Below are 11,438 nucleotides of genomic sequence, written 5' to 3' on the forward strand. Positions count from 1 at the left end.
CGCTGCCTTCCCTACTTCTTAGTGCTTCTGATCGTAGTGGCGCTCGGATGCCATGTAGCGGTACGGATGCGACCGCCAGTCGCGGCGCGCTATCGGATGATTGTGCAGGTACTCGTGCAGGCCCGGGTGGCTATCCACGTAGCCGCGATTGTCCACCAGCGCCGGGTCCTTCTCTAGTTGCTGCGCTACCTCGGGGTGCGAGTCCATGTAGCGATCGGTGGTCGCCAGCGGATGCCCATAGTGCCATTCATGGTGGTTGTCGTAGTAGCCCTCGCGCGCCATGAACCGGTCCGGGTGATGTTGTAGCTCTTCGCGGATTTCTGGATGGTTCTTGAAGTACTCGTCCATCCCCGGATGCGTCGCGAGGAACTGCGGATTGTCCACCAGGCGTGGGTCGCGACCCAGTTGCTGCGCCACTTCGGGATGCTCGTCGAGGTAGCCGTTGTCGAAGCGGCCGACTTCGCCGCGTGTGATTCCATAGCCTCCGGACCCGCCGTGATCGTGACGCCATTCGTCGCTCATGAAGCGGTACGGATGCTGCTGCAGGTCCTGTCTTACTTCGGGATGTTTCGACATGTACTCGTCGAGGCCGGGATGAGTAGCGAGGAATTGTGGGTTATCCGCCAGCGAGGGATTCGCGCCCAACTGATGAGCGACCTCGGGATGCTCGTCGAGGTAGCCGTTGTCGAAGCGGCTTACGGGACCGGCAAAGGCGGTCGTGCTAATCGCGCCGGCGAACGCTATCGCCGCCAGAGTAGTAATACATTTCTTCATGATTGTTCTCCTGTTGATTATGAGTTGCTTTACCGGCGTCGCCGCCGTTTGTTCCTTCGATGGGAGTTGGACGGAGTGAGTGCGGTAATCGTTTACCTCCCCGTCGCAATGCGAGGCCGTGTCGGATTGAGCGAGAAAACGTGTAAACGAATCGTAAGGTTGCTTCGTCAAATGGGTCGGGAATATGTAGCATCGGTCTGAGTGGCCGGTTCTCAGTTGTCGGGCGGCCCTGGGACTGACTAAGTGGAGCCTTCAGATGAGGATCTCTGCAGGAGAATCGCGGAGCGCGATGCGGACGCATTCGAGCTCATGGTGGACCGCCATCAGGGGCGCGCGTACCGGCTCGCATCGTCGATTCTCGGCAACGAGGCCGACGCGCGCGACGTCTCGCAGGACGCGTTCATCCGGCTCTACGAATCTGCTGGGCGCTTCGACGGGCGGTCGCGCTTTTCGACCTGGTTCTATCGGATATTGGTCAACTTGTGCATCGACCATCAGCGCAAGAATCGATGGTGGAAGCGACTCGCGCCGCTTGCGACTCCCGGCGGTGACGACCCCGACGAACGCGTTTTCGATCCGCCGTCGAGCGAGGCCGGTCCCGAGGACGAGGCCATGCTGACGCAATCGATAAGCCGGCTTCGTCCCGCGCTGGAAAAGCTCTCGCCGCAGCAGCGCGCCGCCGTGTTGCTGCAGACACAGGAAGGCTTCACCAGCCGCGAAATTGGCGAGGTGCTCAAGTGTTCGGAGGCGACGGCGAGGGTACATGTGCATCGCGGGATCGCGCAACTTCGTAAATTGATGGCGAACGACTGACTAATCGACTGACTAATTGAGAAACCACTGACTACTATGGCCGGCATTCATCCAGAGACCGAAATCGTTCCGTACCTGCGCGGAGAGTTGAGCGCGGACGAGCGGGCGCGGGTCCAGGCGCATCTGGAGGGATGCGCGCAATGCCGCGAGGCGGCTGACGCATCGTCGGCGATACTGTCGAGTCTGGCGCGAGTCGTTGATGACGCGCGCGAGCCGGATTGGGCGCAGTACCGAGGCGAGCTCAAACGCAAGCTGCGCGCAAGCCAGGCAGGGAGCGCGGGCGTTCGAGGGCGGTGGCGATGGCGGCGAGAGGACCTTCGGTTGCCGGCCTTCGGCTGGCCGTCGATGGCGATGGGCGCGGCGGCGGTCGCGGTGCTCGCGCTCGCGATCGTGATGCATCGCGGCGGGGCGAGTTCGCAAGCGCCTGGCGTCGATCAGCTCGAGCTGCAGCAAGAGCTCAGCAGCACCGACGTCGGCCTGCTGGCCAACTATCACGTTGTCGAGCATCTCGATTTGCTCGAGAACTATGACGTGATCGAGCATCTGGACGAGCTGGGGCCCGGGAATCCTCGGAACAATGAAACGCCTTCGTAAAGTGGCTGCGATTATGATCCTGGCGGCCATGCTTGTCGGTTCCGAAGAGGCGAGGGCGTCGGCGCAGGAGCCGCCGCCGGATTTGAGAATGCTGATGAACCTGGATCTCTTCGAGCCGCGTCACAACGGCGCGCAAGATGCGCCAGCGGCGGGCGCCTCGCCGGCTGACGACTCGATGCTCGACCAGATACGCACGCTCGACGCGATGGGCTACCTGGGGAATCACGCCGATGCGGACGCTGGCGATTTGCCGGCTCCCAGGGCGGCGGTGAGCGCGCCGCCGGGTGCGGAGGACGTCGCGCCCGCGAAGGCGCCTGCGCAGATTCCGTCGAGCCAGCCGAGCTACGACGTCGAGGGGCCGCAGCAATGACGGATCGCAGGCTTATCGCGAGCGTCTTCATCGTCGCCACGTTGGCGCTGAGCGGATTTGCGCCGGCAACTCCCGCGTATGCGCAATCGTCACCGCCGCCGGCCGCATCGATGCCGTCGAGCGATGCCGAGCGCGCGCTCGCGGCCCAGCATCCGAGGGAATGGGCAAACCTCACGCCCGATCAGCGTGAGCGCGTGCTCGAGAACTACCGGCGATGGCAATCGATGCGCCCCGAGGAGCGGCAGAAGGTTCAGCAGAACTTCCAGACGTTCCGCAATCTGCCGCCCGAGGAACGCAAGCGAGTGCTCGAAGGATTGCGCAGATGGCGCCAGCTTCCACCGGCCCAGCGCCAGGAATTCCAACAGGACTATGCACGCTACCGCGGCCTTCCGCCGGATCAGCGTGAGCGTATGACCAAGCGATACCAGCAGTTCGAGCAGCTTCCGCCGGCGCAGCGCGAACGGATGATGGCGAATTGGCGTCGCTGGCAGCAGATGACGCCCGAGCAGCGGCGCGAAGCCCGTCGTCGCCTGGGCCTGTGGCGCCAGCACCCGCACGCGACGCAGCCGCCCGCGCATTAGAACTCTTGAAAAGCCCGTTGCCTGAATTCTTTTGCGTGATCTGTAAACGACATCACACTTCGGCGCGTCTTACATTTCGAATCGAAAATGTTTAACTCGATTGCGCGGGCAATCGACGTACAGGCAGGAGGAGAATCTGTATGTTTCATTCACGACGAAACTGGCCGCTAGCGCTGCTGGTCGCGCCAATCGCGCTCGGTCTGGCATCGGGTCTGGCGCGCGCGGAAACCTTCGACGCACCGTTGCTGCAATGCAAATCGGTTGCGTCGCCGGCCGCGCTTACCACATGCGCGTCGGTGCAGGATCCGCTCAAGCGCGGCGGCGCGACGATTAACGATCAAGGTGACGTGACGGTGATCGTCATCGGTGCGGCGACCAATACCGCCTACGCCGTCAGTCTCGTCTCCAACGACGGCACTCAAAGCACCTCGATTGGCAATCTGAACACCGGAGTAGCGGGCGACGGTGCGTTTCGCAAGGACGCGTTCTTCAAATTCGGGACGGTCGGCGCGGGCAACGTGGTGCTGAGCCACGGCGGCGAGCAGTTTGTCACCGGGCTGTCGATCTCGAGCAACGGTCTCGAATCGACGCGCGATTTCCAGCCGGCTCTCGTCCGCTGCACCGACGTGACAGCGCCGGGAACTCTTTCAAGTTGCGGCAGCGACTCGCTGACCAGAGGACGGGTTGATATTGAAAACCCTGACGGCGCGCTCTCGATCAATGTGACCGGTGCGCGTCCCAGCACGAGTTATTCGGCTCTGCTGCGATCCCCGGGCGGCACGACGACCGCGCTCGGAACTGTTGGCCCTACGGACAAAGCAGGGAACGGCATGCTGGTTGTGCCGTCCGCATTCGCCGCAAGCACGATCGGTTCGGGAGCAATCGTTTTGCAGAGCAGCAGCACGGATGAGTTCGTGTCCGGATTCAAGGTCGATCAGAAATTCGTGCGTCCGGAAGTTTCGGCATCGAATCTGGTTCCCTGCGGGAGCGTGACCGATCCGATCCTTGCGAACTGCGGCAGCGATCCGCTCGATAGGGGCTCTTACGAAGTGAACGCAGCCGGCGACCTCAACGTGAGATTGGCCGGTGCGAGTCCGAGCACCAACTACGAGCTGTTCTTCCGCCCGCTCGACGATTCGGGCGACGTCGATACCGGTATTGCGGTGCCGACCAACACGCTGGGCAACGCCGACACAGGTCTGAAGCCGTTCTTCAGTGCGAACACGGTGGCGTCGGGCACTTTCGTGGTGAAGTCCGGGACCTTCGACGAGTTCGTCGCCGGGTACGAACTGCACTAGAGATCGAAGTAGCACACTACGTGACAGCGGGCGGCTCGAACGATCGAGCCGCTCGCTTCATTTTGTGGCAACAGGTACTTGAAAAGCAAATTTTCAAGACCTGTTCGTCCCTCTCTCTTGTCTCCCCCAAACGGGGAGATGTTGTAGGTAAGCGGACAGCTTTCACGCATGGTGTCCGCGACACCATGCTAGGGCGCGGTGCGGTCGAGCGATCGATATTGAATCGCCTCGCTGACGTGATGCGCCGCGATTGGTGCGGAGCCGTCGAGATCGGCAATCGTGCGCGAGACTTTCAGGATGCGCGTATAGGCGCGCGCGCTCAGGCCCAGCCGGTTGATCGCGAGCTCGAGCAGGCGCTCGCCGCCGGACTCGATTTGGCAATGCAGCCGAAGATCGCTCGCGCGCATCTGCGCGTTGCAGAAGTACGGCATCCCCTTGAAGCGCGCGAGTTGCGCCTCGCGCGCCCGATTGACGCGCTCGCGAATCGCCATCGACGGCTCTCGCGCGACCCGGTCAGTCAGATCCTTGTACTTCACCGCCGGTACTTCGATGTGTATGTCGATGCGATCGAGTAGCGGTCCCGAGATGCGCGAGCGGTAGCGCTGAATTCCAATCGGCGAACACGAGCACTCATGCTGCGGGTCCGTGTAGAAGCCGCACGGGCACGGGTTCATCGCAGCTACCAGCATCACGGAGGCGGGGAAGGTGAGCGTGCCCATCACGCGCGAAATCGTAATGCGCGCGTCCTCGAGCGGCTGGCGCAAGACTTCGAGCACGTTCTTGCGGAACTCGGGCAACTCGTCGAGGAACAGCACGCCGTGATGCGCGAGGCTGACCTCGCCGGGACGCGGAATCGATCCGCCACCGATCAGCCCGGCGTCTGAGATCGTATGATGCGGCGCGCGGAACGGGCGTGTCGTGATCAGCGCGCGTCCGTCGAGCAGGCCCATCACCGAGTGCACCTTGGTGGTTTCGATCGCCTCCTCGAAAGTCATCGTCGGCAGAATCGAAGGCAGGCGCTTGGCGAGCCTCGTCTTGCCCGATCCGGGCGGCCCGATCATCAGGACGTTGTGACCGCCGGCCGCCGCAACCTCGAGTGCGCGCTTGGCCTGCTCTTGCCCTTTGACCTCGCTGAAATCGACGTCGTAAACGTTCGCGTCGCCGAACGCCGCGGTGAGATCGATCGGAATCGATTGCAGCGGACGCAGGCCCTCGAAGAACTCGAAAGCCTCGCGCAGGCTCTCGACCCCGAGCACCGCCGTGCCCTCGCCGACCACGGCGGCCTCGGACGCATTCTCGCGCGGCAGTATCACGCCCTCGAACTTCGACGATCGAGCAAGCAACGCCGTCGGCAGCGCGCCCTTGATACCCTTGATCCGCCCGTCGAGCGCGAGCTCGCCGAGAATCAGATAGCCGCGCAGGCGCGCGCGATCCTTCAACACGTTCTGCGCCGCGAGAATTCCGAGCGCCAGCGGCAGGTCGAACGCCGAGCCCTCCTTGCGCGTGTCGGCGGGCGCGAGGTTGATAGTCATCTTGCGCGTGGGAAAATCGAAGCCGGAATTCTTAAGCGCCGACTTGACGCGATCGAGCGCCTCCTTGACCGCGCCCTCGGCCAGGCCGACCAGCCGATGCGGCGGCACTCCCGCCCCGATGTCGATCTCGACCTCGACCGGAAACGCGACCCCTATCGCTATTATCGCCGGTGAACACACAAATTTCGGCTATCCACAGGGCCTCGCGCTCGATTCAAGCCGGAACCTTTATGTGACGGGTGACGGCATCGAAGTTTACCCTGCGGGCAGCAACGGCGATGTGTCCCCGGTCGCAACCATTATCGGTACCGATACGGGGTTGGGCGGACCGATTGGCATCGCGCTGGATTCCGTCGGCGGCCTTTATGTATTAAACAGCTACGGCGGGACAACCCAGCATGGCAGCGTAACCATCTATCCGGCCGGCAGCATCGGCGATACGGCGCCAATCGCCACTATCACCAGCAATTTCACCGGGCTCGACTACGCTTCCGGCATTGCGGTGGATTCTACCGGCGACATCTACGTGGCGAACGGCTTCGGTGGCGTCGGCGAACACGGCAGTATCACCATCTATCCCGCCGGCGGCTACGCGACCGGTCCGCCTCTCGCCACGATCGTTGGATCCAACACCGAACTCTTCAACCCCAACGGAATTGCATTGGATTCCGTTGGCAACATCTATGTGATGAATCGCGATAGCGCCATCACCGTGTATCCAGCGGCCAGCTCCGGCGACGTAATGCCGACCGCCGGTCTCACCATCGACCCGAACGGAAAGAACTCTCCGACCGGCCTTGCGGTGGACCCTCACGGCGATCTCTTTGTTACGAATCAGGGTGGCGAGAAATGTAACAAGCATTCCTGCGTCCAAACCAGCCCCGACAGTGTCGCCGTCTATGCCGCCGGCAGCGACGGTAATACCAAGCCCAGCGCCGTCATCAGCGGTGCCAATACCAACCTTGCTTCCCCGTCTGCCATCGCCGTGGATCGTAACGGAGCGATCTATGTGACGAACGAGGGACCCGTCCAGTGCACGCGTGGCTGCGGCACTTGTATCGGAATCCCGGCAGGGCCCGGGAGCATTTCCATCTATGCCGCCGGCAGCACCGGCGACGCTACGCCAACCGCCACGATCAGCGGTCCGAATACCGGCCTTGTATTCCCCTACGAAGTCGCGCTCGACTCGAACGGCAACATCTATGTGTTGAACTCCACGCACATCGGCTTTGTCTGTATCGGGATTGTCGGCGGGAAGGAACGGACGCCAATCGAGCAGGGTGTCACCGACAGGGCCAGCTCCGTCGACGATTCCAACGGTCCTATTCTGATCTTTGCAGCCGGCAGCCACGGCGATGTCGCGCCAATCGGTGCCATCGGCGGCCCCTTCACCGGGCTTAATTTCTACGGCTCAGGCGGAATCGCGATCGGTCCAGGCGCCCCGTAGCGCCCAATCAAGGCCAGACCGCGCCCTCAGCTCCCGCGCGCGCATGAAATTCTGCTGGCGAGAGGCTACGCCCCCGCGAATGGAACTTCAGCCCGGCTACGCCGCAATACTCGCGCTGGCGACCTCAAAGCCCCAGCCCTTTCGCTAACGCAAGCCGCCGCCTAATCTACGCGACGTCGCCAAAGCCTACTGCGTTTTGCACGCCCAGAACCGACCGTAGCGGAAGGCACAGACCAGCCGTGCTATCCTGCACGGTATTACGTCAAGCTCGGAGCGGGTTCGATGGGAACAGCGTTCATCATTATGCAAATCGGCAACGGAGATCTCGACAAGGTCTGCGAGACCGCGTTTGTTCCAGCCTTGAAGGCATGCGGCCTCGATGCCAAACGTGTGGATAAGCATAACGAGGGAGGGCTACTCAAGAGTGAAATCATCAGATTCATCGAATCGTCAGAAATTATAATAGCTGACCTCACTAATGAACGGCCCAATTGTTACTTGGAAGTCGGATATGCAATGGGAGTCGACAAGTTCAGAAACTTAATTTTGACCGCACGTGAAGATCATATGCCGGACTACCCAGACCGCAAGCCGGGTGGACCAAAAATACACTTCGATCTCAGTGGGTACGATGTTTTGTTCTGGAAACCGGACGATCTGGACGCGTTCCGCATCGAACTCGAAAAGAAGATACGACGTCGCCAAGCAATCCTCGCACCTCCAATATCAGAAGCCAGTTCTCCTTGGGAATCGGACTGGTTTAACCAACGATTAGAGGAAGCCAAGCAGGGGTTTGTCGAGTATGGAAAGAAAGGCTTCATGGAATTGAAGATTTCGCTGACGCGTTCCAAACTCGATGTCGGTCAGCGCGACCTCTTGGATGCGGCTTCCAAATCCGTAATCAGAACGTTCGGTTGGCCCATCGGTGTCGTGATGACGAGGCCAGAGTTTCGTCCTCGTCCGACTGCCGAAGGTATTGTGGCGAAGATAGTGCCTGGCGACGGTGGAGTGTACGACTATTGGAGTCTCAGGAGGAACGGAGATTTCTATCTTCTGCGAGATCTCTTTGAAGACAAGAAACGACCCGAACAGGATCTACTTTTTATCAATACACGAATCGTTCAGGTCACTGAGGCTTTTCTCTACTGCGGTCGCCTATATTCTCAGATAGGAGTACCTCCAACACAGCCAGTTGAGATTGCGATTCGGCACGGAGGCTTGAGCGGACGTACTCTGGCTTGGGTAGCGATGTGGGGTCCTGAACTTGAAGAGGACTATTCGACGTCGGAAGACGAGTCTTCGGTTACTCTAGTCACGTCGCAATCGGACATCGAAAGCAGGCTGGTTGAACTCGTCAAGGCAGTCTGCGCCCCTTTGTTCACTCTCTTCAATTTCTTTGTAGCCCGAGACGAAGTGTACACTGAAAAAGTTAATAACTTTGTGGCGGGGCGTGCGACCTAGAGAGAGACGACACGCGGCTATTTTTGTGCGGCCTCAACTCGATCGCGTGCAAAATCCCCTGGGCAGGAGTCAGGCGCGACAAGGCCAATGTCTAAGGTCTACCCCGCTTTAGCAAAATTGCGAATCTGGCATCAGGGCCAGACCGCGCCTTCCGCGATCAGTTCGTCGCGTGCCGCTTTGCCGAGGCCGAGCAGCTCGCCGAGGACGTAGTCGAAATCCTCGCCGACTTCGGGGGCGATCGTGCGAACTTCTCCTGATCCGCCGGAGAGCTTGAACGGAATTCCCGTGACGTGTGTCGGCGGGCCTTTTTTAGTTGAAACCGCAGGCCAGAAGCCGCGCTCTTTTAGTTGCGGATCGCGCGCGCATAGATCGATGCCGTTCTCGACGACGCCGGCTGCGATGCCGGCGCGCTGCAGTATCGCCATCGCGTCTTCGGCGCTGTGTTCCGCCGTCCATCGTGAAACGTTGGCGTCGAGTTCGGCGCTGTTTTGTATCCGCATGTAGAGCGTGCGGAACTTTGCCTCGCTCGCCCACTCCGGAGAACCGATCGCGACGACGAATCGCCGCCACTCGGTGCCGGTGCGGACGCTGATCGCGACCCATCGATCGTCGTCGCCGTCGAGCGGGCGGCATTTGTAAACCCCGTGCGGTGCGGCCGGACCTTCCTGCGAATTGTAGCCGGGCGGCGACTGCGTGCGGCCATTGACCGAGATATCGAGCAGCGCGGGCCCGATCACGCTGGCGACAGCTTCGAACTGCGACAGATCGACGAACTGGCCGCGGCCCGTGCGGCGTCGATGCCACAATGCGATCAGCGCCGCGAGCGCGCCCGAGTATCCGCCGCACATGTCGGCGTACGAATAGCCGTAGCCGGCCGGCGTGCCGTCGGGCTCGGCCATCAACTGCGTGTATCCCGTCAGCGCTTGCAGGGTCGGCCCGTAGCTGACGTAGCTCGAGCGCGGGCCGGTGTGGCCGAGGCCGGACATACTTATACAAATGATGTCGGGCTTCACCGCGACCAGGCTTTCGTAATCCATCCCCCAGGTGCGCATCACGCGCGCGGAAAAATTATCCATCACGATGTCGCTCATCGCGGCCAGCCGGCGCGCGAGTTCGACCCCGCGCGGATGCTGCATGTTGAGCGCGACCGAGAGTTTGCTGCGATGCAGGTCGCATTGCAGGCCGAGCTTGCGATTGCCCATCGGCGGCGGATCCTTGCGCTCGACCTTGACGACTTGCGCGCCGTGGTCGCCGAGAATGCGCGTCGCAACCGGCCCGGCGACGACCCAGGTGAAGTCGAGGATGCGCACGCCGTCCCGCGGCATCGCGGCCATGATCAGATCACCCCTTCGGCCGCGAGCACCGCGATCGCTTCAGGAGCCATCGCAAGCTCATCGTGCAGAATTTCGCCGGTATGCTCGCCGACCAGTGGCGGACGCCGCGTCACGCGCCACGGCGTGCCGTTGAAAAGATACGGCGCGCCCGGATAGCGGAACTTGCGGCCGAGCTCGCGATGCTCGACCTCGACGAAGTAGCCGCGCTCGATGAGCTGCTCGTCCTCGAACAGCGCCTCGGGCGGGCGGACGGTCGCGTATGGCTGGCGCAGCAGCTGTGCACGCTCGAGCAACTCGTCGCGCGGGTAGTCCTTGACCCAATCGTCGAGCACTTCGAACACGTGCTCGGCCATCAGGTAGCGATACATCGGCTGCTGATAGTCGGGCGCGTCCAGGTCGGCCGCCTTGCCGTCGGACTTGACCCATTCGATTAGCGAGGTCCAGTCGCCGAGCGTGCAATGCATGATGTACCCGTCGCGGCATTTGCCGACGCGAAAAAACCGGCTCCAGTGCAAAGTGCCGCGGCGCGGCTCGGCCTCGTTGCGCTCGAAGTATCCACCGGCGACGTGCTCGACGGCCGCAGCAGTGGCCTCCTGCATGCTGAGATCGATCCATTGACCCTCAGCAGTGCGATCGCGCGCGAGCAGCGCGATCATCACGGCGATCGCGCCGAAATACGCCGACGAATGATACGCCTGCAAGCCGAGCGGACGAACCGGCGCATGATTCGGGAAGCCGTTGACGTAGAGCATCCCACCGAGCGCGGTCAGCACGGTGTCGTCGGCGATGAAATCGCGATACGGACCGGTCTGGCCGAACGGCGCAATCGAGCACAGCACGAGCGCTGGATTCTCGCGATGGAGCACGTCCCAGCCGAGCCCGAGCTGGTCGAGCGTGCCGGGCGCGAAGCTCTCGACGACGACGTCGGCGCTGCGAACGAGCTGTAGAAAAATGTCGGTGCCGCGCGAATGCTTTAGGTCGAGCGTCAGTGATCGCTTATTGAGATTGTAGAACCAGAAAAACAGGCTGCGATCGCGATGCGGCAAATCGTCGAGAAATGGCCCGATGCGACGAGCGTCGTCGCCGGCCGGCGGTTCGATCTTGATTACGTCGGCGCCCATATCGCCGAGGATTCGCGCGCAGAGCTGTGCGCGATGACCCGTCAAGTCGAGGACGCGCAGGCCCGCGAGCGCGCCTGCGCCAGACTCGGTCATGGTTTTTTCGCCGACGTCAC

11 protein-coding genes are annotated in these 11,438 nt (G+C 61.7%); 7 read left to right on the plus strand and 4 right to left on the minus strand.

Annotation, left to right across the window (positions count from 1 at the left end):
• Positions 1–18: 18 nt before the first annotated feature.
• On the minus strand, positions 19–774 hold the full coding sequence (locus tag VIW95_RS03075; RefSeq protein ID WP_331583924.1) for a hypothetical protein: 756 nt from the start codon (positions 772–774) through the stop codon (positions 19–21).
• 243 nt (positions 775–1,017) lie between these two features.
• On the opposite strand from VIW95_RS03075, the gene VIW95_RS03080 reads away from it, so the two are divergent.
• The 5 genes from VIW95_RS03080 (at position 1,018) to VIW95_RS03100 (ending at position 4,430) form a co-directional block, all read left to right on the plus strand.
• A complete protein-coding gene (locus tag VIW95_RS03080; protein WP_331583926.1) occupies positions 1,018–1,587 on the plus strand; it encodes a sigma-70 family RNA polymerase sigma factor in 570 nt (189 codons plus the stop codon).
• A 36-nt stretch (positions 1,588–1,623) separates the two neighbouring features.
• A complete protein-coding gene (locus VIW95_RS03085) occupies positions 1,624–2,181 on the plus strand; it encodes an anti-sigma factor (RefSeq protein WP_331583928.1) in 558 nt (185 codons plus the stop codon).
• 1 nt (position 2,182) lies between these two features.
• Positions 2,183–2,551, plus strand: coding sequence for a hypothetical protein (locus tag VIW95_RS03090; protein WP_331583930.1), 369 nt, complete (start codon positions 2,183–2,185; stop codon positions 2,549–2,551).
• Positions 2,548–3,132, plus strand: a complete 585-nt coding sequence (locus VIW95_RS03095) for a DUF3106 domain-containing protein (protein WP_331583932.1) — start codon at positions 2,548–2,550, stop codon at positions 3,130–3,132. Before VIW95_RS03090 ends, VIW95_RS03095 begins: the two co-directional genes overlap by 4 nt.
• Before the next feature lie 140 nt (positions 3,133–3,272).
• On the plus strand, positions 3,273–4,430 hold the full coding sequence (locus VIW95_RS03100; RefSeq protein WP_331583934.1) for a hypothetical protein: 1,158 nt from the start codon (positions 3,273–3,275) through the stop codon (positions 4,428–4,430).
• Between the two features lie 188 nt (positions 4,431–4,618).
• Here VIW95_RS03100 and VIW95_RS03105 read toward each other — a convergent pair whose 3' ends face one another.
• Positions 4,619–6,142 (minus strand): YifB family Mg chelatase-like AAA ATPase, encoded by a 1,524-nt coding sequence (locus tag VIW95_RS03105; protein WP_349259281.1) that lies wholly within the window; start codon positions 6,140–6,142, stop codon positions 4,619–4,621.
• Between VIW95_RS03105 and VIW95_RS03110 the strand changes: the two genes are divergently transcribed.
• Entirely contained in the window at positions 6,081–7,409 is a 1,329-nt protein-coding gene (locus VIW95_RS03110; RefSeq protein ID WP_331583938.1) for a hypothetical protein, read from the plus strand. The two genes, VIW95_RS03105 and VIW95_RS03110, sit on opposite strands and share 62 nt — an antisense overlap.
• A 282-nt stretch (positions 7,410–7,691) precedes the next feature.
• On the plus strand, positions 7,692–8,870 hold the full coding sequence (locus VIW95_RS03115) for a hypothetical protein (protein ID WP_331583940.1): 1,179 nt from the start codon (positions 7,692–7,694) through the stop codon (positions 8,868–8,870).
• Between the two features lie 131 nt (positions 8,871–9,001).
• On the opposite strand, the gene VIW95_RS03120 is transcribed toward VIW95_RS03115, so the two are convergent.
• Positions 9,002–10,204 carry a CoA transferase gene (locus tag VIW95_RS03120; RefSeq protein ID WP_331583942.1) on the minus strand — a complete coding sequence of 401 codons (1,203 nt, stop codon included), beginning with the start codon at positions 10,202–10,204 and terminating at the stop codon, positions 9,002–9,004.
• Positions 10,205–10,206: 2 nt separating this feature from the next.
• Positions 10,207–11,438, minus strand: a 1,232-nt coding sequence (locus tag VIW95_RS03125) for a CoA transferase (protein ID WP_331583944.1), incomplete at its 5' end; no start/stop codon positions are given.

It is taken from the genome of Binatus sp. (SeqCode) (assembly GCF_036522015.1).
GTDB lineage: Bacteria > Desulfobacterota > Binatia > Binatales > Binataceae > Binatus.

Excerpts from the sequence above, each read along its gene's own strand:
- VIW95_RS03075 (WP_331583924.1), bottom strand. The coding sequence starts at position 774 with ATGAAGAAATGTATTACTACTCTGGCGGCGATAGCGTTCGCCGGCGCG.
- VIW95_RS03085 (WP_331583928.1), top strand. The coding sequence starts at position 1,624 with ATGGCCGGCATTCATCCAGAGACCGAAATCGTTCCGTACCTGCGCGGA.
- VIW95_RS03095 (WP_331583932.1), top strand. The coding sequence starts at position 2,548 with ATGACGGATCGCAGGCTTATCGCGAGCGTCTTCATCGTCGCCACGTTG.
- VIW95_RS03100 (WP_331583934.1), top strand. The coding sequence starts at position 3,273 with ATGTTTCATTCACGACGAAACTGGCCGCTAGCGCTGCTGGTCGCGCCA.
- VIW95_RS03110 (WP_331583938.1), top strand. The coding sequence starts at position 6,081 with ATGTCGATCTCGACCTCGACCGGAAACGCGACCCCTATCGCTATTATC.
- VIW95_RS03115 (WP_331583940.1), top strand. The coding sequence starts at position 7,692 with ATGGGAACAGCGTTCATCATTATGCAAATCGGCAACGGAGATCTCGAC.
- VIW95_RS03120 (WP_331583942.1), bottom strand. The coding sequence starts at position 10,204 with ATGGCCGCGATGCCGCGGGACGGCGTGCGCATCCTCGACTTCACCTGG.